Source organism: Herbaspirillum sp. GW103 (assembly GCF_000261365.1).
Taxonomy (GTDB): Bacteria; Pseudomonadota; Gammaproteobacteria; order Burkholderiales; family Burkholderiaceae_D; genus Herbaspirillum.
The window spans coordinates 17257-38384 of record NZ_AJVC01000005.1 but is presented as its reverse complement, the minus strand read 5'-3'; the positions used below and the strand labels follow the sequence as shown (position 1 = coordinate 38384).

Here is a 21128-nt window from a genome sequence, read left to right as displayed (position 1 = left end):
TACGATGCGTGGGGAGGAGCTCAGCGGATGCCGGTCGGCTGTATCCAGCCCAGCTTGTAGCTCAGCAGGATGAAGAGGAACAGCGCCACCGAGAAGCCGACCCGCAAGGTGAGCGCCTGGACGGTGCGGTTGCTGCGGCCCTTGTCGCGCATGAGAAAGATCAGTGCCGAGGCCAGGCTGGCCAGGATCAGGATGAAGGCGATGGCGACGACGATTTTCATGAGGATGCAATCCTGTCTCCGAAGGCGTGCATGCGGTATGCTGCGACGCTGGTGTGTATGTGATTTTTCTTGTCCCGTGTGCGCTTCATTGTAAGGCCAAACTTCATCGATGCCGACCCGATTCGTTTTTCGCCTCATTCCGTTTTGCGCCACGCTGATCGTGGCTGCCGCCGGGTTTGCACTGGGCCAGTGGCAGACCCATCGTGCCGAAGAAAAACTGGCGCTGCAGCAGCGCATGCAGGCGCGTGGCAGCCAGGCGCCCCTGGTGGCGCTGCCTGCCGATGCAGGCGATGCGGAGTTCCGCCACATCCGCCTGCGCGGCCGCTTCCTCCCGCAGTGGACGCTCTACCTGGAGAACCGCCCCTACAACGGCGCCGTGGGCTTCCATGTGCTCACGCTGTTCCAGCCCGAGCATAGTGCGCAAGCCGTGGTCGTGGTGCGTGGCTGGGCGCCGCGTGATGCGGCCGAGCGCACCCGTGTGCCGCAGGTGCCGCCTCCGTCGGGCGTGACCGAGGTGGACGGCATCCTGCGCCGGGATGCCGGGCATGTCCTGCAACTGGGAACAGCCGATGCACCGCGTCCTCAAGCCATCCTGCAAAATCTGGATCTGCCGGCCCTGGCCAAGGCCAGCGGCCTGCCGCTGGCACCGCTGGTGATCGAGCAGGGCGGGGCGGCAGGCGACACCCTGGTGCGCGACTGGCCGGCCCCTTCGCTGGGCATCGATCGTCATCGTGGCTATGCCGTGCAGTGGTATGCGCTGGCGGGGATGGCCCTTCTTTTTTTCATCGTGACAGGATTCAAACGTGGTCGTCATGACAAAGCCTGATATTTCGCAATCGCCTCAAGCCACCGCCCAGGACGAGGCGCGTCGTCGCCGCAGCGGCCGCTGGAAGATGCTGGCGGTGCTGGCCGTGTGCGCCGCACCGCTGATCGCTTCCTATCTGACCTATTACGTGATCAAGCCGCAGAGCCGCAACAACTATGGCGCGCTGATCGATCCACGCCAGTATCCCATCCCCGATCTCGGCAGCAGCGCCATTGATGGCGGCCCGGCCCGGCTGCAGGATTACAAGGGCAAGTGGGTGATGCTGCAGGTCGATGGCGGCGACTGCGACGAGCCCTGCCAGAACAAACTGCTGACCATGCGCCAGCTGCGGCTCATGCAAGGCAAGGAAATGGACCGCATCGAACGGGTGTGGCTGGTCACCGACCGCGTACCGATTGCGACCCTGCTCCTGCGCGAATTCGACGGAACCGATATCCTTCGGGTTGACGCCGGCAAATTGCAGTCCTGGTTGCCGGTCGATGCCGGGACCTCGGCGCGCGACCACATCTATCTGATCGACCCGCTGGGCAACCTGATGATGCGCTTCCCCAAGGACCCCGACCCCGGCAAGATGAAGAAGGACATTTCCAAGTTGCTGCGCGCTTCCTCCATCGGCTGATGCCGCGTGGAGGCGAGTGTGTCGTGACGCAAGTTTGACTCAAGATGAATGCAACGACGCTGATACAACTGGGCCTGACCGGGCTCGTGGTGGCCCTGATTCCGCTGGCGCTGGTGTGGCGCGCCCAGGGTGTGGTCAACAAATACCGCAAGCTGGTGTGGGTGACGCTGTTCTTTACCTTCGACCTGATCATGTTCGGTGCCTTCACGCGCCTGACCGATTCGGGCCTGGGCTGCCCTGACTGGCCGGGCTGCTACAGCCACGCCAATCCGCTCCTGGCGCATGAACACATCAATGCCGCAGAAGAGGCCATGCCCTTTGGTCCGGTGACCTGGGCCAAGGCCTGGATCGAGATGATCCATCGCTATTTCGCCATGGCCGTGGGTTTCCTCATCATCGTGCTGATGGTGGTGGCGTGGCGGCGCTGGATGCGCTCGGGCAAGACCGAACTGCAGTTTCGTCCGTGGTTCCCGACGGCGCTGCTGGGCTTCGTCTGCCTGCAGGGGGCCTTCGGTGCCTGGACCGTGACCATGAAGCTGCAGCCGATCATCGTCACCACGCATCTGCTGCTCGGACTGACTCTGCTGGCCATGCTGACCTGGCTGGCAGCGCGGCAGGAGCCGCATGCAGCGGTCTCGGCGGGCGGACGCGCACTGATCGTGCCGGCCACCGTGGGGGCCGCGCTGCTGGGCTTGCAGATCGCGCTGGGCGGCTGGGTCAGCACCAATTACGCGGCGCTGGCCTGCTCCGACTTCCCGCTGTGCAATGGCAAGCTGGTGCCGGACATGGATTTCGAACATGGCTTCACGCTCTGGCGCCACCTTGGCATGACGGCCTCCGGCGATTACCTGCCGGTCGAAGCGCTGACCGCCATCCATTGGGTGCATCGCAGTTTTGCCTTTGTCGTCATCTTGTATGTTGTATGGCTGGCACACCGGGCGCTGCGCGAGGAGGGCTTGCGCAAGACCGGCCGCTGGATGCTGACGGTGCTGGGTTTGCAGCTCTGTACTGGTCTGGCGACCATCTATCTGAACTGGCCGCTGGCCATTGCCGTGCTGCATAACGGCGGCGCGGCGCTGCTGGTCATCCTGATGGTCATGTTAAACTACAAGGTCCGTTACGCACCCTCCGGCCTGGCCGCCGCTGCTCCACCAGCATCCGCCCGGCCCGTCACGCCATGACCACATTGACCGCCCAACCCAACCGCATCGCCCAGTACTGGGCACTGACCAAGCCGCGCGTGACGCAGCTGGCGGTGTTCTGTGCCGTGATCGGCATGTTCCTCTCCACGCCCGATCTGCCGGACTGGCGCAAGGTCGTCTTCGGCACCTTGGGCATCTGGCTCCTGGCCGGTGCGGCCTTCGCCATCAACTGCCTGGTCGAGCGCGAGATCGATTCGCGCATGGCGCGCACCGCCCGCCGTCCGATGGCGCGCGGCGAGATCACGGTGGGCCAGACCCTGGTGTTCTCAGGCGTGCTGGGCGGCCTGGGCATGTGGGTGCTGTACAACCTGGTCAATCCGCTGACCATGTGGCTGACCTTCGCCACCTTCGTCGGCTACGCCATCATCTACACCATCATCTTGAAACCGGCGACCTCGCAGAACATCGTCATCGGCGGCCTGGCCGGTGCCATGCCGCCCGCGCTGGGCTGGGCGGCCATGGCCAATGACGTGCCGATGCAGGCCTGGGTGCTGGTGATGATCATCTTCATCTGGACCCCGCCGCATTTCTGGGCGCTGGCCATGTACCGCCGCGACGACTACGCCAAGTCCGGCCTGCCGATGCTGCCCATCACGCATGGCATGGAGGTGACCAAGCTGCATATCCTCATGTACACCATCGCACTGCTGGCGGTGAGCATGCTGCCCTTTGCCATCGGCATGAGCGGGCTGATCTACCTGGGCTCGGCCATTGTGCTGGGGGCGATCTTCTTCTGGTACTCGTGGCAGATCTACCGTCACTACACCGATCTGATCGCGCGCAAGGCCTTTGCCTATTCCATCATCTATCTGTCCATCCTGTTTGCGGTGTTGCTGGTGGACCATTACTTCCTGTTCCGTAGTTTCTGACCTCATGAAAAGATTCTTCTCGGCGCTGCTGCTGGCCGCTTGCGCGACGCTGCTGGCGGCTTGCGGTCCCTCCAAACCTGAACTGAAGTTCAACAATACCGATGTCACAGGGCTGGACTATGCGCGCGATTTCGCGCTCACCGACCACACCGGCAAGCCGCGCACCCTGGCCGATTTCAAGGGCAAGGTGGTGGTGATGTTCTTCGGCTATACCCAATGTCCGGACGTCTGTCCGACCACCATGGTGGAGATGTCCAACGTGATGAAGGAGCTGGGTCCGGATGCGGACCGCGTGCAGGTCCTGTTCGTCACCGTTGACCCCGAGCGCGATACCCAGGAAGTACTGGCGCAATACGTGCCTGCCTTCGACAAGCGCTTCCTCGGACTGCGTGGTGACCTGCAACAGACCGAGAAGGTGGCCAAGGAATTCAAGGTGTTCTACCAGAAGGTGCCGGGCAAGCAGCCGGGCAGCTATACCATGGACCACACCGCCGGCAGCTACGTCTTCGATCCGCAGGGCCATATCCGGCTGTTCGTCAAGCACGGCCAGGGTCCGCAGACGCTGGCGCATGACATCAAGCTGCTGCTCTCGTGATGCTGCGGGAAAAGGGATAAAAAAGAGATAAAAAAGAGATAAACGATATAAATCGTTTGAATGAAAAGAAAGGCGCCCGAGGGCGCCTTTCTTGTTGGTGCTGCTGAACCGGTCTGAAGAATCGAAGAATCGATCAGGAGTAAGCCTGCAGCGCGGTCTTCATCTTCTTCAGCGCCACTGCCTCGATCTGACGGATACGTTCGGCCGAGACGCCGAACTCGTCGGCCAGCTCATGCAGGGTCGCACCCGAGCCATCGTCATTGGCCAGCCAGCGGGCTTCGACGATACGGCGCGAGCGGTCATCCAGCTTGGACAGGGCGGCTTCCAGGCCTTCGGATTGCAGGCGGTCGTACTGCTTGGCCTCGATCACGCGGGTCGGTTCCGAATTGTCGGAGGACAGGTAGGCGATGGGCGCGAACTTGTCATCGTCGTCATCGGTGGGCGACTCCAGGGCGATATCGCGACCGGAGAGACGGGTTTCCATCTCGATGACTTCCTCGCGCTTGACGTCCAGGGTCTTGGCCAGGGCCTCCACCTGGGCCGGGGTCATCGCGTCCAGACCTTCCTTGTGGCTGCGCAGGTTGAAGAACAGCTTGCGCTGGGCCTTGGTGGTGGCGACCTTCACCAGACGCCAGTTCTTCAGGATGTACTCGTGGATCTCGGCCTTGATCCAGTGCATGGCATAGGACACCAGGCGCACGTTCTGGGCCGGGTCGAAGCGCTTGACGGCCTTCATCAGGCCGATGTTGCCTTCCTGGATCAGGTCGGCATGCGGCAGGCCGTAGCCCAGATAGCCACGGGCGATCGACACCACCAGACGCAGGTGTGACAACACTATCTTCTGGGCCGCGCCCAGGTCGTTCTTTTCACGCAGGTCACGCGCCAGCTTGACCTCTTCCTCGTGGGTCAGCATGGGCAGGCGGTTCACTGCCGAGATGTACGCGTCGATGTTGCCCAGGCTGCCGGAAAAACCCAGCGCGAGTGCATTGGACTCGGCAGGCATGAGTGCAGTTTGTGCAGACGCAGATTTCATGGATTCTCCTTGGTTCCTTTGCGGAAACGGTTGAAACGGTAGGAAGCAGAGGCTTCGGTGACCAGGGGCGATGTTCCCGACTTCCCTGGTGCGGCCACACGGGCCGGTACTGTTTGATGCAGTGCTCCACGAAAACTGGAGCAATTCGATAAGGTATTCTAGCACTCGTCACCCCGGAGTGCTAATAGCATGATGGTGAAGGGTCAATAGTGCAATCCTATTGCTTTTCAGCCAATCATTGCATTCCATTTCCTTTATATTAGTCGCCTTTGGGCGACAAAAGTTGCGATCGGGGTCAAAAGGAGGCCAGAAACTTGTAACACTTTTTTGCAGCGCGCAAGACGAAGACAAACGGACGCGGCAGACCTGCCAGGACGACAGGGACGGGCATTGGCCCGATGGCAGCTCGTCATCTGACGAGCTTGCTGCTGTTTAGAAGACGCGGGGAGGGCAAGTTTATTGTTGGCGATGGGCTGGCCCGATAGAATTTCTCGCCAGAAAGTCCAAAGCCCGCAACAGCGGGCTTTGTCCTCAATTTACAGGGGCACGACCAATTGCCTGGAAAACCCCTGTCTCTATGGCGGCGAGTATAGCACCCGACGCACTTCACTTTCAACCGGCTCACGGCATGCTGAAACACCTCACTGCAGCTCGCTTGTCCACTCTCCAGCGCTTCTTCCTCACGACTTCGCACGGCGATACGCTCGGATGTTATGCCTGGACCCAGGCGGTTGCCGCTGGCATGTTGCCGCTGCTGGCCGATGTCGAGGTATCGCTGCGCAATGCCGTGCACGGTGCGTTGTCGCGTCATTACGGCGCGCGCGATTCCTTTGGCTGGATGATGCCCAGACCGAATCCGGCGCACGCCGTCAATCCCGCCGCTCCTCCGATGCTGCCGCCGGTGCACAAACTGAGTTCGAGATCCCGTGATGATGTGGTCTGTGCGATCGACAAAGTCAAAGGCAGGAAACCATCTGCCCATGTCGTCACCCCGGATGACGTGGTGGCGACATTGCCCTTTGGATTCTGGGAGGTGCTCATCGGCGCGCTCGCGCATCACGCGCAGCCAGCAGGGTTGCAGGCGGCGATCCTGGCGGCAGTCTTTCCGCATGCGCCAGATACGCAGGCTTTCCCCTATGACAGTGCTGCGTTCAGGAAGCGGGTGGTCGCTCTGCTCAAGCGGATACGCGACGTACGCAACCGCATCGGGCACCACGACGCCATCTGGACGATTCCTGAATTCGACCGTTTTGGCGTCCTGGGTCTTATCCCGCGTCGGCCCAGGCAAACCGTCAACAGCCTGCGTCTACTCGTCGATAACCTGTTCTGGTTTGCCGGCTGGATCGACCCGGTGATCTCTCTGCACTTGCGCAAGAGCGACCACTGGTGGTCATTGCAGGCCTTGCTCGACCGGCAGGCACTGGCGATCTATCGTCGTTGCGCCGGCGGTGCCGGCACCTATCGGCTAGTGCTGGACAGTGCAACACCGCCCGGCCATGGCAACCATCGCATGACCAAGGGCAAGCGTACCCTGTCTCGCGTCCGACGTGACATCACGCGTTATTTCTTCTGATCAGTGCAACGAGAGCCCTTGCACCTCAAGCCTTCCTGCCCAACTGCCTGCGTACCGACAGCATCGCCCCGAACAAGCCCAGCAAGCCGCTGGCGGCCAGCAGCAGGCCGATGGCCATGGGGCTGGGCAGGGCCAGCTGGAATTCCGAGGCATACAGGTGGGCAAAGTCCAGAATGGCTGCATTGAGCGGCTGCTGCGCCGCCACCACCAGCCCCAGCGCCACCAGACCCGCACACAGACCCAGCAGGGCGCCGGTGTAGTAGAACGGACGATAGATGAAGGAATTGGTCGCCCCGAACAAGCGCGAGACCTCGATCTCGTCGCGCTGCGTCATCACCTGCAGACGGATGGTGTTGAACACCACCGCCACCACCACCGCACCCAGCGTCATCCCCAGGAACAGCAGTACCAGCCGCAGGATGCGCAGCAGCGCCGCCAGCCGCTTGACCCATTCGGAATCGATCTGCACGGTATCCACGCCCGGTTGCTTCTTCAGCTGCTGGGCAATGTCATCCACGCGGGTGGCATTCATGGCGTTCTCGAAGCCCGGCAGGCGCACCACATAGCCGTCCGGCAGCGGATTGCTGCCCAGCGTGTTGAGCACGTCGGCCAGCCCGGTCTTGCTCTTCAAGGCATCGAACGCCTTCTCGCGCGGGATGAATTCGACCTTGCCGTTGGTGTTGCCGTCCTTCAACACCTGACTGATGGTCTTGCCCACCGCCAGGGCAGCCTCGCGGCTGGCGTCGGGCTTCATGAAGAGGCTGATCTCCGGCTCCACCGACATCTGGTCCGAGATCGGCCGCACATTTTCCAGGGCCGACAGGCCCGCAAAGGGCAGCGCCAGCGCAATCGAGACCACCAGCACGTTGAGCAGGAAATTGCCGGGCGAGCGCAGCAGGTGGCGCAGCGCATCGGCGATGGCGGCGAAATGCTGTCCGAGCCAGTTCATGGCGATACCTCCACGGGATTGGCGACGCCGTTGTGCCAGCCATCGACGATGCGGCCACGGTCCAGATAGACGATGCGGTCGGCACCGGTGAGAAAAGTCTCGTCGTGGGTTGAAATCAGGCAGGTCACGCCCACCCCGTGGAAGGATTTCAAGGCCGCCAGCACCTTGTTGGCATTGGCGCGATCCAGGTTGGCGGTGGGTTCGTCGGCCAGGATGATCTGCGGCCGGTTGACGATGGCGCGCGCAATGGCCACCCGCTGCTGCTCGCCCCCGGAGAGCTCCAGCGGTTCGCAGCGCGCCTTGTCCAGCAGATCGACTTTGTCCAGCGCGGCGCGGGCGCGCTTTTCGGCGTCCGGGCGGGAAGAGCCGGTCACGATCAGCGGCAGCATCACGTTGGCCAGCAGATTGCGGTCCAGCAACAGTTTCTGTTGCTGGAAGATCAGGCCCAGGTTGCGTCGCAGATAGGGCAGCCCGGAAGGCTTGAGCCCCACGATGTCGGTCCCGCTGACGGTGAGCTTGCCCGAGGTGGGCCGCTCGATGGCCGCGATCATCTTCAGCAGGGTGGATTTGCCGGCACCGGAAGGGCCGGCCAGGAAGATCAATTCGCCCTTCTTCACCGACAACGTAATGTCGCGCAGGGCATAGACCTCGCGCGCGTATTGCTTGGAAACCCGGGTAAATTCAATCATCGGTTCAACTCAGGAGGGCATCGACGAATTCGGTGGCGTTGAAGGCCTGCAGATCTTCGATCTGCTCGCCCACGCCGATGAAATACAGCGGCACCGGCCGGGTCTTGGCGATGGCGGCCAGGATGCCGCCCTTGGCCGTGCCATCCAGCTTGGTCACCACCAGGCCGGTCAGCCCCAGCGCATCATCGAAGGCCTTGACCTGGGCCAGGGCGTTCTGGCCGGTATTGCCGTCGATGACCAGCAGCACTTCGTGCGGCGCCGAGTTCATCGCCTTGGCAATGACCCGTTTGATCTTCTTGAGTTCATCCATCAGGTGCAGTTGCGTGGGCAGGCGACCAGCGGTGTCGACCATCACCACATGGGTGCCGCGCGCTTGTGCCGAGTGCACCGAGTCATAGGCCACGGCGGCCGGATCTCCGGATTCCTGGGCGATCACCTGGACGTTGTTGCGCTCGCCCCAGACCGCCAGCTGCTCGCGGGCGGCGGCGCGGAAGGTGTCGCCGGCGGCCAGCAATACCGACTGACCATGCGCCTGCAGGTGCAGCGCCAGCTTGCCGATGGTGGTGGTCTTGCCGGCGCCGTTGACACCGGCAATCATCATCACCAGCGGCTTCTCGCGACCCAGCACCAGCGGCCGCTGCAGGGGTTGCAGCAGGTCGATGAGCAGGGCGCGCAAGGCGGTACGCACCTGGGCGGCTTCGGTCAGGCGCTCGTTTTTGACCTTTTTCTTCAGTTCGTCCAGCAGCCAGCGGGTGGCCTCGACCCCGGCGTCCGACATCAGCAGGGCCGATTCCAGCTCTTCGTACAAATCTTCATCAATGCGCGCACCCACGAACAGCGTGGTCAGATTGCTCGATGTCTTGGACAGCCCCGCCTTGAGGCGCGACAGCCAGGAGCGCTTGGCCTCAGGGGCAGGCTCCGGAGCGGCCACGATCTCGACTTCCTCGGCCTGCTCTTGCACAACAGGCTCTGGCGCGGCCAGCGCTTGCGGCGCGGGTTCGGGCGCCACGACAGGGGCCGTAACGACAGGGGGGATGACAGGGGCAGCCGTGACGGGAGGGGGCACGACCGGTTGCGGCGCGGGTGCGGGCTCGGCCTGGGCCTGGGGCGGCAGCGCGGGTTGCGCTTCCGGTTTGGGTTTTCTCTTGAAGAAACTGAACATCGGATGGCGGATAGGCTGGATGGTAGCTGCGGCCGGGGCGGGGCAGGGCGGGACGGCAGGCGCGTGGCTGCCCTGACAACCGCAGTGGACAGGTTACAATTGCCCTTCCACAAGCCCCGCGCATGGCCGCCAGGGTCAATGAATCCAGCATTTTATCAGAGCACAGCCCATGAAATTGAAGATCCGAGCCCTCCTGGCCACCGCCCTGTTGAGCCTGCTCGCCACCACGGCGACGCAGGTGCGGGCCGCGCCGGCGCAAGAGTTCGTGCTGGCCAATGGCATGAAGGTGGTCGTCAAGGAAGACCGGCGCGCGCCCACGGCGGTGCAGATGGTCTGGTACAAGGTTGGCAGCATCGATGAACTCAATGGCACCACGGGTGTATCGCACGCGCTGGAACACATGATGTTCAAGGGCACGAAGCACCACAAGGTCGGCGAATTCAGCCGTCTGGTGGCCGAACTGGGCGGGCAGGAAAACGCCTTCACCGCCAATGACTTCACCGCTTACTTCCAGCAGATCGAAAAGAGCCACCTGGAAAAGGTGATGGCCCTGGAAGCCGACCGCATGGCCAACCTGCAGTTCGACGCCAATGAATTCGCCAAGGAAATCCGCGTCATCATGGAAGAGCGCCGCTGGCGCACCGATGACCAGCCCATGGGCCTGCTCAACGAAGCCCTGAACGCCGCCGCCTGGACCGCCCATCCCTATCACCATCCGGTCATCGGCTGGATGGACGACCTGCAGCACATGAGCGTGCAGGATATCGCCAGCTGGTACCGCCAGTGGTATGCCCCCAACAATGCCACGCTGGTCGTGGCCGGTGATGTCGATGCCCAGCGTGTGCTGGTCCTGGCCAAAAAATATTTCGGCAAGATTCTTTCTCACCCCTTGCCCTGCGGCAAGCCGCAGAACGAGCCCGAGCAACTGGGCCTGCGTCGCGTCACCGTCAAGGCCCCGGCCGAGAATCCGTATGTGGTGATGGCCTGGAAGGTGCCGGCCTTGCGCCATGTGGAAGCCGACCAGGACGCCTACGCCCTCGATGTGCTCTCCGCCGTGCTGGATGGCTATGACAATGCCCGCCTGACGGCCAACCTGGTGCGCACCGCCAGTCAGGCCACCGCAGTGGGCGCCAGCTACAGCGGCGTGGCGCGCGGCCCGGTGCTGTTCACGCTGGAAGGCAGCCCGGCCAATGGCGTGACCACCGAACAGCTCGAAGGCCTGCTGCGCGCCGAAGTCCAGCGCATCGCCAGCGAAGGCGTGTCCGAACAGGAACTGCAGCGCGTGAAGACGCAACTGATCGCCTCCCAGGTCTACAAGCGCGATTCCGTCTTCGGCCAGGCCATGGAGATCGGCATGATGGAAACCACCGGCCTGGGCCAGAAGAACATCGACCGCATCATCGACCGCTTGAAAAGCGTGACCGCGGCCCAGGTGCAGGCGGTCGCACAAAAATACTTCAAGGACGATACGCTCACCGTCGCCACGCTGGTGCCCCTGCCGCTGGACGGCAAGAAGCCTGCCGCGCCGCCGCCGGGCCTGCTGCATTGAGGATTGACGTTTTTTGCACCATTAAGTCGGGCTGAATGCTGTATTGAATGGCATTAACGCCAGCTTAATAGTGTACCCAAGTCGCTGAGTTCTTCCTGATCGATCGGCTTCTGTTCTTTACGGAGAAAACCATGCCCGTCATCGTCGTCGCCAATCCCAAGGGAGGCGTAGGCAAGACCACCCTGGCCACCAACCTGGCCGGTTATTTCGCCAGTCTTGGCCATGCCGTCATGCTGGGCGACATCGACCGCCAGCAATCCTCGCGTGCCTGGCTGTCGATCCGTCCGGAACAGGCACGCCCCATCAGTACCTGGGACATCAACGAGGACTACGTTGCCAAGCCCCCCAAGGGCAGCACCCACGTGGTGCTGGACACGCCCGCCGGGCTGCATGGCTGGCGTCTGAACGATACCCTCAAGCTGGCCGACAAGATCCTGGTACCGTTGCAGCCCTCGATCTTCGACATCCTGGCCACGCAGGATTTCCTGCGCCGCCTCGCCGCTGAAAAGGCGGTGCGCGAGGGCGAGATCGAGGTCGGCATCGTCGGCATGCGCGTCGATGCCCGTACCCGTTCGGCCGAGCAGCTGCAACGCTTCATCGAGGGGCTGAAGCTGCCGGTGCTGGGCCATCTGCGTGACACCCAGAACTATGTACAACTGGCCGCCCACGGCCTGACCCTGTGGGATATCGCACCCTCTCGCGTGCAGCGCGATCTCGACCAGTGGCGACCCATCCTCGATTGGATCGCCGGCCAGCCGGCCCCTGACCAGACCGCATGACAGCACGCATGCAGCCTCGCTTTCGATTGTCCTCTTCCATGAAAAAAACCTTCTCTCTCCTCTTGCTCCCGCTGGCCCTGTTGGCCAGCGCGCCCGCCTCGGCCGCCCTGGCCATCCAGTCCTGGACCCAGCCTGACGGCGCGCGCGTGCTGTTCGTGGCCAACCATGCCATCCCCATGCTGGATGTGAGCGTGCAGTTCGATGCCGGCCAGCGCCGCGATCCCGCCGACAAGGCCGGCCTGGCCGAGCTGACCGTGGCCAGCCTGACACGCGGCGTGGAGGCCGCCGACGGCGCGCCTGCCCTGAGCGAAGCGCAGATCCTGGACGGCTTTGCCGATGTTGCCGCCCAGCAGCAGGGCGGCGCCGGGCAGGACCGCGCGGGGGTGAGCCTGCGCACCCTGTCCTCGTCCGCCGAACGTGATGCCGCACTGGGCCTGCTGGGCCGCATGCTGGCCCATCCTGCCTTCCCGCAGGCCGGTCTTGAGCGTGACCGCGCACTGGCCATCGCCAACCTCAAGGAAGAGCTGACCAAGCCTGAAGCCATCGCCGAAAAAGCCTTCATGGCAGCGGCCTACGGTCGTCATCCCTATGCCGTCGAGGCCAGCGAAGCCAGCCTGCAAGCCATTACCCGCGAGGACCTGCTGGCTTTCCATCGCGCCCACTACGTGGCCAATCGCGCCGTCATCGCCTTGATCGGCGACATCAGCCAAGCGCAGGCGCGCGCCATTGCCAGCGCCCTCACGCGCGAGCTGCCGCAGGGTGCAGCCTTGCCGGCGCTGCCGCCGGTGACCGCGCCCAAGGGCGGGGAGCAGCGTATCGCCCATCCGGCCTCGCAATCGCACATCCTCATCGGTGCGCCGGCCATCCAGCGCGGCGACAATGATTTCTTCGCGCTGACCGTGGGCAACTATGTGTTGGGCGGTGGCGGCTTCGTCTCGCGCCTGACCGATGAAGTGCGCGAGAAGCGTGGCCTGAGCTACAGCGTCTACAGTTATTTCTCGCCCCTGGCCCAGCCCGGTCCCTTCCAGATCGGCCTGCAGACCAAGAAGGAACAGACCGCCGAAGCCCTGCGCGTGACCCGCGCCACGCTGGACAAATTCCTCCAGGAAGGACCGACAGCCGCCGAGCTCAAGGCCGCCAAGGACAACCTCGCCGGTGGCTTCGCTCTGCGCATCGACAGCAATGCCAAGCTGCTGGAAAACCTCGCGGTGATCGGTTTCTACGGTCTGCCGCTGGACTACCTGGACCACTGGATCGAGCGCATCCGTGCCGTGAGCGTGCAGGACGTGCGCGCGGCCTTCCGCAAGCATGTGCATCCGGACGAGTTGTCCACGGTCATCGTCGGCGCAGCCGCCGAGTAAATCATTTACCTCATTTGACATCGGCGGCCCCGCGCCGCCCGCAGCAAGGAAAGTCATGCGCAAGAGCAGTCCCCCGCGATCCGGTCCCGCCGCCGGCGGCAAGCCGGCCAAGCCAGTCAACCGTGGCCCGCATCAGGTACGCATCATCGGCGGCCAGTGGAAGCGCACGCCGCTGCCGGTGCTCGATGCCGAGGGCCTGCGCCCCACGCCGGACCGCGTGCGCGAGACCGTTTTCAACTGGATCACCCACCTGATCGACGGGCAGTGGGAGCAGGTGGCCTGCCTGGATCTGTTCGCCGGTTCCGGCGCGCTCGGTTTCGAGGCCGCCAGCCGGGGCGCGCGCCGCGTGGTGATGGTGGAAAACAGCGCGGCTGCCGTGCGCCAGCTGGAGTCCAACCGTGACAAGCTCAAGGCCGAGGCACTGGTCATCCTGCGCGGCGATGCCCTGGCCGCCGTGCACAATGCCGCCGGCCGCGAGGCTGCCGGCTACAGCCTGGTCTTCATCGATCCGCCGTACCACCAGGGCTGGCTGGAAAAAGTGTTGCCGGCGTGCATGCCTTTGCTCACGCCGTCCGGATTGATCTACGTGGAAGCCGAGTACCCATTGCAAGGCGAAGACGCGCCGGCCTGGATGCAGGACTGGGAAGTGGTGCGCGCCGACAAGGCCGGCATGGTCTTCTATCATTTATTGCAACGCAAAAGCGCTACCCAAATTGAGGCATAATGCGCCTTCTGATTCAATAGCCGGAGAGGAGACACCATGGTCACAGCCGTATATCCGGGGACATTCGATCCGTTGACGCGAGGACATGAGGACCTGGTCCGCCGCGCATCGGGGTTGTTCGACAAGCTGGTCGTGGGCGTAGCCGACAGCAAGAACAAGAAGCCCTTCTTCTCGCTCGAAGAGCGTCTGTCGATTGCCAATGAAGTGCTGGGGCACTACCCCAACGTGCAGGTGGAGAGTTTCTCGGGCCTGTTGAAGGATTTCGTGCGCCAGAACAATGCCCGCGTCATCGTGCGCGGCCTGCGTGCGGTGTCGGACTTCGAATACGAATTCCAGATGGCCGGCATGAACCGCTACCTGTTGCCGGACGTGGAAACGCTGTTCCTGACCCCGTCTGACCAGTACCAGTTCATCTCCGGCACCATCGTGCGAGAGATCGCCCAGCTGGGGGGGGACGTGTCCAAGTTCGTGTTCCCGTCGGTGGAGAAATGGCTCAAGGAAAAGATCGCCAAGCAATGATGTTTCAAGCAAGAGAGGTGCGGCAATGGCACTGATGATTACCGACGATTGCATCAACTGCGACGTCTGCGAACCGGAATGTCCCAACGAGGCCATTTACATGGGGCCGCAGATCTACGAGATCGATCCGGACAAATGTACCGAATGCGTGGGACATTTCGAGGAACCGCAGTGCCAGCAGGTCTGCCCGGTCGCGTGCATTCCCTTCAACCCGGCCTGGCGCGAGAGCCCTGAGCAGTTGATGGAGAAGTACGAACGCCTGCAGGCACAGGCCAAGCGCAGTTGAGTCTGCGCACCTGGCGGTGCTGCCAGGAAATGCCGTTCAGTGCTGCACTGAACGGCATTTTGATTTGGTGAATGCTGCTGCGCGCAACATTCAACCTGCATGAATACTCGCTATCAGCGCCGACCATGCCAAGGCTGTTGCGGCGCAAGTAGAGTAGGCAGGTTTCCGGATTTTTCCATGCGCATCCACCCACACAGAACATGCACTCCCTCCCCAAATCCGCTGTTGCCGCCCTGCTGTTGAACACCACCATCTGGGGTCTGTCCTGGACCGGTACCCGCGCCCTGGAAGGCATGGGCCTGCATCCGGTCTGGGCCACGGCAGCCATCTTCAGCGCCTGCGCCTTGCTGCTGCTGACCTTGCGCTACCGTGAACTGCCACTGCTGTGGCGTCATCCGGCCTTGCTGGCCGTGGGACTGACCACCGGCCTGACCAATGCCTCCTTCAATGTCGCGGTGGCCTATGGCGATGTGGTGCGGGTGATCCTGCTGTTCTACCTGATGCCGGTATGGACCGTCATCCTGGCGCGCCTGGTGCTGCATGAAGCCATCACCCCGCGCTCGCTGGCGCGCGTGGCACTCGGGCTGAGCGGCGCCTTCATCGTGCTGTACCAGCCGCGTCTGGGCCTGCCGCTGCCGCAGAGCCTGCCGGACTGGATGGCAGTGGCGTCGGGCCTGCTGTTTGCGGTGACCAATGTGCTGTTGCGACGCCTGCACGGCCTCTCCGATGGCGCTCGCGCCGTGGCCATGCTGGCCGGCAGCGGCGTGCTGGCCAGTCTGTTGGGCGTGCTGCTGTCAGCCAGCGGCGTGATTGCCTGGCCGTTGCCCTTGCCAGCGGCCGCCGCGCCCGTGGTAGCGCTGTGGGCGTTGCTGTTCCTGGTATCGAATCTGAGCTTGCAATATGGGGTGGCGCGCCTGCCGGCCAATATCACGGCGGTCATCATGCTGGCCGAAATCCTGGTCGCGACCTTCTCGGCTTGGCTGCTCGGTGCAGCGGAACTCCGCGCGCAAGACCTCATCGGCGGCGTGCTCATCATCACCGCTCCCTGGATCGTGCGGGACCGCCCGGTGGCGGCGCAGCCTGCCTGATCAGTCGTGGGTGGCCAGCATGACGCGGTTGCGTCCGGCTTCCTTGGCCTGGTAGAGCGCCTGGTCGGCCGCCTTGAGCATGGCCTGCTTGACCTCGCCCGCCGCGCGCCCGCGATCCGGCGGTGACAGCGAGGCTGCGCCGATGGAGGCGGTGATGCGCAACGGATCGCGCGAGCCCTCGATCATCACGCCACGGCTGCAGATGCCGGCGCGGATGCGTTCGGCGATGCGTGCCGCGTCGTCGCGCGTGGCGTGGGTCAACAGCACCACGAATTCTTCCCCGCCGAAGCGACCCAGTGCATCCGACAGGCGCAGTTCCTTCTTGATGCGCGCAGCCACTTCGCGCAGCACGTCGTCCCCGCTCTGGTGGCCGAACTGGTCGTTGACGCGCTTGAAATGGTCGATGTCGATGAACAGGCAGGACAGTGCCGAGCGATCGCGCTGGCTGCGTGCCACTTCCTCCTGCATGCGTTGCTCGATGTAGCGGCGGTTGTTCACGCCCGTGAGCGGATCGGTCAGGCCGATGTGCTTCAGGCGCTCATTGTTGATGACGTTTTCCAGGCAGATGGCGGCTACCGTCGCCAGGCGCTGGATGAAGTCGGTGGCCAGCGTGCGCGTGAAACGCTCGGCATAGGCGCTGCCCAGCGACAGGTAGCCCAGCAGCCGGTGCTGGCGCACCAGCGGCAGCACTGCCACGCTCACCGGCTGGTAATGCGGGAACAGCGGCCCGTGCAGGGCCGGCACGTACTGGCCCAGGCGCGGTTTTTCATCCGACAGCGGACCATCCTCGTCGATGAAGTGCAGCGGGTCCTTCAGGAACAGCAGCTTGGGGAATTCGTTCACGCCGATCTGCAGGTCGCGCAGGATGCGCTGGATCGCGTAGTCGCCATCGATGAGGGACAGCGTGACCGTCTCCAGGCTGAACACCCCCGGCATCACCGTGAGCATCACGTCGATGAGCTCGCGGAATTCGCTGGCACCGATCAGTTTCAGATCGAAGGCCTGATGGCGTTCGATGATGGACTGGTTGATGTGCGCCTGCTGCAGCAGATCCTGCAGCTCGCTCCTCAGTTGTTCGTTGTCGGCAATCAGCGATTCCATATCGATGGTCGATGTCATGTGCTCATCTGCATATTCCGGCGTGCGGCCGGCCCCTTGCCCAAACCGGTCGCCCGGTCACCCTCCAGCCCGCCACGTGCGGGGTGGGCGGTCTGACTGCCTGTGCTGCATTTTGCAATTTGCGAGTTGCGAGTTGCGATCTGCGATCTGATCCGACGTTATCGGCAGGGCGGGCCGCAAATGAAGGCCCCATCCCCTCCCTGATACCGAGCAAGAAGCGTTCCCGTCCGCCTGCCTGCTGCTGCCGGCCGGGGCCGACTCAGGCTGCCTGCGGGGCGAAGAAGCGTTCGCTCATCTCATCCAGTCCCAGCGTGCGCAATACTTCCTGCAGGCGCTCGGCCGGACGGCGGCGCGGCAGGTCGCGGTATTGCGCAATGATCAACTCGTTCTTCATCGAATGTTCCCAGCCCACCAGCTCGGTCACGCTGACCTTGTAACCATGCGCTTCCAGCTGCAGGCAGCGCAGCACATTGGTGACCTGGCTGCCGAATTCGCGGGTATGCAGCGGATGGCGCCAGATCTCGGTGAGCGAATTGGAGAGCGACTTGCCCTTGTTGCGATTGAGCACCGAGGCCACTTCGGCCTGGCAGCAGGGCACCAGGACGATGAAGCGCGCTTCCTTGGCCAGGGCGAAATGGATGGCGTCATCGGTGGCCGTATCGCAGGCATGCAGAGCGGTGACCACGTCGATCTTCTCCGGCAGGCTGGGCGAAGTGATCGAATCGGCCACCGACAGATTGAGGAAGGACATGCCGCCAAAGCCCAGGCGCGCGGCCAGTTGCTCGGACTTGCGCACCAGCTCCTCGCGGGTTTCGATGCCGTAGATGCGGGGCGCGCCCTGCAGGCCCTTGAAGAACAGGTCGTAGAGGATGAAGCCGAGATAGGACTTGCCCGCGCCATGGTCGACCAGGCTGACGTCGGGATGATCGTCCAGCACTTCTTGCAGCAGCGGTTCGATGAACTGGTAGAGGTGATAGACCTGCTTCAACTTGCGGCGGCTGTCCTGATTCAGTTTGCCATCGCGGGTGAGGATGTGCAGTTCCTTCAACAGCTCGATGGACTGGCCGGGCCGGATCTCATGCGCCTGCGGGGCGCTCTCGGCAGTGGATTTGGCCCGGTTTGGCTGGCGGCCGGGGGCGCTGTTGGCTTGCTTGCTCATGATGCTGCACTGGCGAAGGGCCGGCGCGCAGGCCGGCGGGGTGGATTCGGGGGCAGGGCGGCGAGCTCCGGAGCTCGGTAAAGGACTGCCGTGGCCGGGCATTTTACCCGATCCCGATGTCAACTTCGTGAAGTGCTGCTGCCGTGCGCGGCATGTTGCAAGCTAGCAAACATGCGCGCGCGGACCGATGCCAGGGCCTTACGCTACCCGCTCGATCACCAGCGCAATCCCCTGGCCCACGCCGATGCACATGGTGCACAGCGCATAGCGTCCACCGGTGCGCTCCAACTGGTTGAGGGCGGTCGTCACCAGCCGTGCGCCGGAAGCCCCCAGCGGATGACCGATGGCGATGGCGCCGCCATTCGGATTGACGTGCTCGGCATCGTCGGGCAAGCCGAGATCGCGCGTCACGGCCAGCCCCTGCGCGGCGAAGGCTTCGTTCAGTTCGATCACGTCCATCTGCGCCAGCGTCAGGCCGACCTGCGCCAGCACCTTGCGTGTCGCCGGCGCCGGACCAAAGCCCATGATGCGCGGCGCCACGCCCGCCGTGGCCATGCCCAGCACGCGCGCACGGGGCTTGAGGCGATACAGGTCGGCGGCCTTGGGCGAGGCCAGCAGCAGCGCGCAGGCACCGTCGTTGACGCCGGAGGCATTGCCTGCCGTGACCGTGCCATCGGGGCGCACCACGCCCTTGAGTCTGGCCAGCGTGGCCAGGGTCGTGTCCGGGCGCGGATGTTCGTCGGTGGTGACGATGAGCGGATCGCCCTTCTTCTGCGGGATGGTCAGCGCTGCGATCTCGCCCGCGAAGAAACCGGCCTCCTGTGCTGCGGCCCAGCGCTGCTGGCTGCGCAGAGCAAACGCGTCCTGGTCGGCACGGTTGATGTTGAAATCGGTGGCGACGTTTTCCGCCGTCTCGGGCATGGAGTCGATGCCGTACTGCGCCTTCATCAGCGGATTGACGAAGCGCCAGCCGATGGTGGTATCGAAGATCGCGGCACTGCGCGAGAAGGCCGATTCCGCCTTGCCCATCACGAAGGGCGCGCGCGTCATGCTCTCCACCCCGCCGGCGATCATCAGCTCCACCTCGCCCGACTTGATGGCGCGTGCAGCCATGCCCACCGCATCCAGGCTGGAGCCGCACAGGCGGTTGATGGTGCTGCCCGGGACGTCGATGGGCAGGCCAGCCAGCAAACCGGCCATGCGGGCCACGTTGCGGTTGTCTTCACCGGCCTGGTTGGCGCAGCCGTAGAGGATGTCGTCGACGCGGCTCCAGTCCACGCCGGGGTTGCGCTCCATGAGGCTGCGAATGGGTGCGGCCGCCAGGTCGTCGGCGCGTACCGCGCCCAGGGCGCCACCGTAGCGTCCGAACGGCGTGCGAATGGCGTCACAAATCAATGCTTGCATAGGTCTCTTTCTTCCAGGATCAAGGGTTTGCGGGCCATGCCTCAGGCCGGGAGGGCCGACGCGACGGCGCTGTCGGCTTTCTTGCGATGGTCGATCACCCGTTTGGCCTTGCCCACCGAGGTGCGCTCGATCATGCCGGCCGGCACCACCGTCACCTTGGTGGAAATGCCCACATAGGTCTTGATGCTGTGCTGCAGTTCCTTCTCCAGTGCCTCCACGTGTTCGGTGGAGGCGTCCTCGCGCAGCTCGGCGAAGACGCACATGCTGTCCATGTGGCCGTGGCGTTCGATCTGCAATTGATACTGCGGGGCCAGTTGCGGCAGTTTCAGGATCAGCTCCTCGATCTGGGTCGGGAACACGTTCACGCCCCGGATGATGAGCATGTCATCCGAGCGTCCGGTGATCTTGCCGATGCGGCGCATGGAGCGCGAGGTCGGCGGCAACAGGCGCGTGAGGTCGCGGGTGCGGTAGCGGATCATCGGCAGCGCTTCCTTGGAGAGCGAAGTAAAGACCAGTTCGCCCTCCTCGCCGTCGGGCAGCACTTCGCCGGTATCAGGATCGATGATCTCGGGATAGAAATGGTCTTCCCAGATCACCGGACCATCCTTGCTCTCGATGCACTCGCTGGCCACGCCCGGTCCCATCACCTCCGACAGACCATAGATGTCCACTGCATCGATGCCGGCGCGCTGCTCGATTTCGCGGCGCATGGCATCGGTCCAGGGCTCGGCACCGAAGATGCCGACCTTGAGCGAACTGGCGGCAGGGTCCAGCCCCTGGCGCTGGAATTCCTCGATCACGTTGAGCATGTAGGAGGGCGTGACCATGATGATGGCCGGCTTGAAATCGCGAATGAGCTGTACCTGCTTTTCAGTCTGGCCGCCCGACATGGGGATGACGGTGCAGCCCAGCTTTTCCGCACCGTAGTGCGCGCCCAGCCCCCCGGTGAACAGACCATAGCCATAGGAAATCTGCACGATGTCACCGGCACGTCCACCGGCGGCGCGAATGGAGCGCGCCACCACCGTGGCCCAGGTGTCGATGTCATTGCGCGTGTAGCCCACCACGGTGGGCTTGCCGGTGGTGCCGCTGGAGGCATGCACCCGCACTACCTGCTCGCGCGGTACGGCGAACATGCCGAAGGGATAGTGGTCGCGCAGATCCTGCTTGGTAGTGAAGGGAAACCTGGACAGATCCGACAGACTCTTCAAGTCGTCCGGGTGCACCCCGGCCTGGTCGAAGGCATGGCGATAGTGCGCCACGTTTTCATAGGCATGCTTGAGCGACCATTTCAGGCGTTGCAGTTGCAGCGCCTGCAGTTCGTCGCGACTGGCCGTTTCGATGGGCTCCAGATCGCCGGTTTGGGGAGTGCGGGTGGTCATGGTGGTCTCCTGTCTCTGTT

At 63.6% G+C, this 21128-nt stretch carries 21 protein-coding genes and 1 pseudogene; 13 read left to right on the top strand and 9 right to left on the bottom strand.

The genetic code is table 11. The features are described 5' to 3' along the window. Nucleotides 1-20 precede the first annotated feature (20 nt). On the bottom strand, nt 21-221 hold the full coding sequence (locus GWL_RS17320) for a twin transmembrane helix small protein (protein ID WP_008332618.1): 201 nt from the start codon (nt 219-221) through the stop codon (nt 21-23). Between the two features lie 109 nt (nt 222-330). Here GWL_RS17320 and GWL_RS17315 point away from each other — a divergent pair, with 109 nt between their 5' ends. From GWL_RS17315 to GWL_RS17295, 5 genes are read left to right on the top strand one after another with little or no spacing between them, the layout of a single operon-like run. Next, the gene (locus GWL_RS17315) at nt 331-1047 is read left to right on the top strand and encodes an SURF1 family protein (RefSeq protein WP_008332615.1); all 717 of its coding nucleotides are present in this window, start codon (nt 331-333) and stop codon (nt 1045-1047) included. Then, nucleotides 1034-1666: a cytochrome c oxidase subunit I gene (locus tag GWL_RS17310; protein ID WP_034351336.1), complete on the top strand. Its 633-nt coding sequence runs from the start codon at nt 1034-1036 to the stop codon at nt 1664-1666. The genes GWL_RS17315 and GWL_RS17310 overlap by 14 nt, the downstream gene beginning before the upstream one ends. Nucleotides 1667-1710: 44 nt before the next feature. Further along, nucleotides 1711-2847, top strand: a complete 1137-nt coding sequence (locus tag GWL_RS17305) for a heme A synthase (protein WP_008332613.1) — start codon at nt 1711-1713, stop codon at nt 2845-2847. Further along, nucleotides 2844-3737 carry a heme o synthase gene (cyoE, locus tag GWL_RS17300; protein WP_034351333.1) on the top strand — a complete coding sequence of 298 codons (894 nt, stop codon included), beginning with the start codon at nt 2844-2846 and terminating at the stop codon, nt 3735-3737. The genes GWL_RS17305 and cyoE overlap by 4 nt, the downstream gene beginning before the upstream one ends. A 4-nt stretch (nt 3738-3741) precedes the next feature. Continuing rightward, complete coding sequence (locus GWL_RS17295; protein ID WP_008332611.1) at nt 3742-4332, top strand: SCO family protein; 591 nt, start codon at nt 3742-3744, stop codon at nt 4330-4332. 133 nt (nt 4333-4465) lie between these two features. Here GWL_RS17295 and rpoH read toward each other — a convergent pair whose 3' ends face one another. Beyond that, on the bottom strand, nt 4466-5365 hold the full coding sequence (gene rpoH, locus GWL_RS17290) for an RNA polymerase sigma factor RpoH (protein WP_008332610.1): 900 nt from the start codon (nt 5363-5365) through the stop codon (nt 4466-4468). 628 nt (nt 5366-5993) lie between these two features. Between rpoH and GWL_RS17285 the strand changes: the two genes are divergently transcribed. Then, the gene (locus GWL_RS17285) at nt 5994-6938 is read left to right on the top strand and encodes a hypothetical protein (RefSeq protein WP_237713595.1); all 945 of its coding nucleotides are present in this window, start codon (nt 5994-5996) and stop codon (nt 6936-6938) included. A gap of 25 nt (nt 6939-6963) precedes the next feature. Here the strand turns inward: GWL_RS17285 and ftsX are convergent, their stop codons facing one another. Genes ftsX through ftsY form a run of 3 tightly spaced genes read right to left on the bottom strand, consistent with a single transcriptional unit; the run spans nt 6964 to nt 9738 of the window. Beyond that, nucleotides 6964-7887 carry a permease-like cell division protein FtsX gene (ftsX, locus tag GWL_RS17280; RefSeq protein ID WP_008332608.1) on the bottom strand — a complete coding sequence of 308 codons (924 nt, stop codon included), beginning with the start codon at nt 7885-7887 and terminating at the stop codon, nt 6964-6966. After that, entirely contained in the window at nt 7884-8576 is a 693-nt protein-coding gene (locus tag GWL_RS17275; protein ID WP_008332606.1) for a cell division ATP-binding protein FtsE, read from the bottom strand. The genes ftsX and GWL_RS17275 overlap by 4 nt, the downstream gene beginning before the upstream one ends. A gap of 4 nt (nt 8577-8580) precedes the next feature. Beyond that, a complete protein-coding gene (ftsY, locus tag GWL_RS17270; protein ID WP_034351331.1) occupies nt 8581-9738 on the bottom strand; it encodes a signal recognition particle-docking protein FtsY in 1158 nt (385 codons plus the stop codon). Nucleotides 9739-9907: 169 nt separating this feature from the next. Here ftsY and GWL_RS17265 point away from each other — a divergent pair, with 169 nt between their 5' ends. From GWL_RS17265 to GWL_RS17235, 7 genes and pseudogenes are all read left to right on the top strand, one after another. After that, nucleotides 9908-11287, top strand: a complete 1380-nt coding sequence (locus GWL_RS17265) for a pitrilysin family protein (protein ID WP_008332603.1) — start codon at nt 9908-9910, stop codon at nt 11285-11287. 131 nt (nt 11288-11418) lie between these two features. Then, nucleotides 11419-12066, top strand: coding sequence for a ParA family protein (locus tag GWL_RS17260; protein WP_008332602.1), 648 nt, complete (start codon nt 11419-11421; stop codon nt 12064-12066). A 38-nt stretch (nt 12067-12104) separates the two neighbouring features. Then, on the top strand, nt 12105-13427 hold the full coding sequence (locus GWL_RS17255) for a pitrilysin family protein (RefSeq protein ID WP_192811590.1): 1323 nt from the start codon (nt 12105-12107) through the stop codon (nt 13425-13427). 55 nt (nt 13428-13482) lie between these two features. Then, nucleotides 13483-14151 carry a 16S rRNA (guanine(966)-N(2))-methyltransferase RsmD gene (gene rsmD, locus GWL_RS17250; RefSeq protein ID WP_008332598.1) on the top strand — a complete coding sequence of 223 codons (669 nt, stop codon included), beginning with the start codon at nt 13483-13485 and terminating at the stop codon, nt 14149-14151. A gap of 36 nt (nt 14152-14187) precedes the next feature. Next, on the top strand, nt 14188-14670 hold the full coding sequence (gene coaD / locus GWL_RS17245) for a pantetheine-phosphate adenylyltransferase (RefSeq protein ID WP_006461533.1): 483 nt from the start codon (nt 14188-14190) through the stop codon (nt 14668-14670). Continuing rightward, nucleotides 14663-14956 (top strand): annotated as a pseudogene (locus tag GWL_RS23940) (YfhL family 4Fe-4S dicluster ferredoxin); the annotation flags it as partial. The gene coaD and the pseudogene GWL_RS23940, both read left to right, overlap by 8 nt. 200 nt (nt 14957-15156) lie before the next feature. Beyond that, nucleotides 15157-16044 carry a DMT family transporter gene (locus tag GWL_RS17235; RefSeq protein WP_008332592.1) on the top strand — a complete coding sequence of 296 codons (888 nt, stop codon included), beginning with the start codon at nt 15157-15159 and terminating at the stop codon, nt 16042-16044. Here the strand turns inward: GWL_RS17235 and GWL_RS17230 are convergent, their stop codons facing one another. The 4 genes from GWL_RS17230 to paaK all read right to left on the bottom strand — a co-directional run bounded on the left by GWL_RS17230 (nt 16045) and on the right by paaK (nt 21108). Further along, nucleotides 16045-17163 carry a sensor domain-containing diguanylate cyclase gene (locus GWL_RS17230; protein ID WP_008332590.1) on the bottom strand — a complete coding sequence of 373 codons (1119 nt, stop codon included), beginning with the start codon at nt 17161-17163 and terminating at the stop codon, nt 16045-16047. Between the two features lie 259 nt (nt 17164-17422). After that, nucleotides 17423-18322 (bottom strand): SAM-dependent methyltransferase, encoded by a 900-nt coding sequence (locus GWL_RS17225; RefSeq protein ID WP_008332589.1) that lies wholly within the window; start codon nt 18320-18322, stop codon nt 17423-17425. A gap of 198 nt (nt 18323-18520) precedes the next feature. Then, complete coding sequence (gene pcaF, locus GWL_RS17220) at nt 18521-19726, bottom strand: 3-oxoadipyl-CoA thiolase (protein ID WP_008332586.1); 1206 nt, start codon at nt 19724-19726, stop codon at nt 18521-18523. 41 nt (nt 19727-19767) lie between these two features. Next, a complete protein-coding gene (paaK, locus tag GWL_RS17215; RefSeq protein WP_008332585.1) occupies nt 19768-21108 on the bottom strand; it encodes a phenylacetate--CoA ligase PaaK in 1341 nt (446 codons plus the stop codon). Nucleotides 21109-21128: the final 20 nt, after the last annotated feature.

Coding starts and splice junctions, on each gene's coding strand:
- ftsX (WP_008332608.1), bottom strand. CDS start 7,887: ATGAACTGGCTCGGACAGCATTTCGCCGCCATCGCCGATGCGCTGCGC.
- GWL_RS17295 (WP_008332611.1), top strand. CDS start 3,742: ATGAAAAGATTCTTCTCGGCGCTGCTGCTGGCCGCTTGCGCGACGCTG.
- GWL_RS17315 (WP_008332615.1), top strand. CDS start 331: ATGCCGACCCGATTCGTTTTTCGCCTCATTCCGTTTTGCGCCACGCTG.
- coaD (WP_006461533.1), top strand. CDS start 14,188: ATGGTCACAGCCGTATATCCGGGGACATTCGATCCGTTGACGCGAGGA.
- GWL_RS17310 (WP_034351336.1), top strand. CDS start 1,034: ATGACAAAGCCTGATATTTCGCAATCGCCTCAAGCCACCGCCCAGGAC.
- GWL_RS17255 (WP_192811590.1), top strand. CDS start 12,105: ATGAAAAAAACCTTCTCTCTCCTCTTGCTCCCGCTGGCCCTGTTGGCC.
- GWL_RS17285 (WP_237713595.1), top strand. CDS start 5,994: ATGCTGAAACACCTCACTGCAGCTCGCTTGTCCACTCTCCAGCGCTTC.
- ftsY (WP_034351331.1), bottom strand. CDS start 9,738: ATGTTCAGTTTCTTCAAGAGAAAACCCAAACCGGAAGCGCAACCCGCG.
- GWL_RS17275 (WP_008332606.1), bottom strand. CDS start 8,576: ATGATTGAATTTACCCGGGTTTCCAAGCAATACGCGCGCGAGGTCTAT.
- GWL_RS17225 (WP_008332589.1), bottom strand. CDS start 18,322: ATGAGCAAGCAAGCCAACAGCGCCCCCGGCCGCCAGCCAAACCGGGCC.
- GWL_RS17260 (WP_008332602.1), top strand. CDS start 11,419: ATGCCCGTCATCGTCGTCGCCAATCCCAAGGGAGGCGTAGGCAAGACC.
- GWL_RS17320 (WP_008332618.1), bottom strand. CDS start 221: ATGAAAATCGTCGTCGCCATCGCCTTCATCCTGATCCTGGCCAGCCTG.
- rsmD (WP_008332598.1), top strand. CDS start 13,483: ATGCGCAAGAGCAGTCCCCCGCGATCCGGTCCCGCCGCCGGCGGCAAG.
- GWL_RS17305 (WP_008332613.1), top strand. CDS start 1,711: ATGAATGCAACGACGCTGATACAACTGGGCCTGACCGGGCTCGTGGTG.
- cyoE (WP_034351333.1), top strand. CDS start 2,844: ATGACCACATTGACCGCCCAACCCAACCGCATCGCCCAGTACTGGGCA.
- GWL_RS17235 (WP_008332592.1), top strand. CDS start 15,157: ATGCACTCCCTCCCCAAATCCGCTGTTGCCGCCCTGCTGTTGAACACC.
- paaK (WP_008332585.1), bottom strand. CDS start 21,108: ATGACCACCCGCACTCCCCAAACCGGCGATCTGGAGCCCATCGAAACG.
- GWL_RS17265 (WP_008332603.1), top strand. CDS start 9,908: ATGAAATTGAAGATCCGAGCCCTCCTGGCCACCGCCCTGTTGAGCCTG.
- pcaF (WP_008332586.1), bottom strand. CDS start 19,726: ATGCAAGCATTGATTTGTGACGCCATTCGCACGCCGTTCGGACGCTAC.
- rpoH (WP_008332610.1), bottom strand. CDS start 5,365: ATGAAATCTGCGTCTGCACAAACTGCACTCATGCCTGCCGAGTCCAAT.
- GWL_RS17230 (WP_008332590.1), bottom strand. CDS start 17,163: ATGACATCGACCATCGATATGGAATCGCTGATTGCCGACAACGAACAA.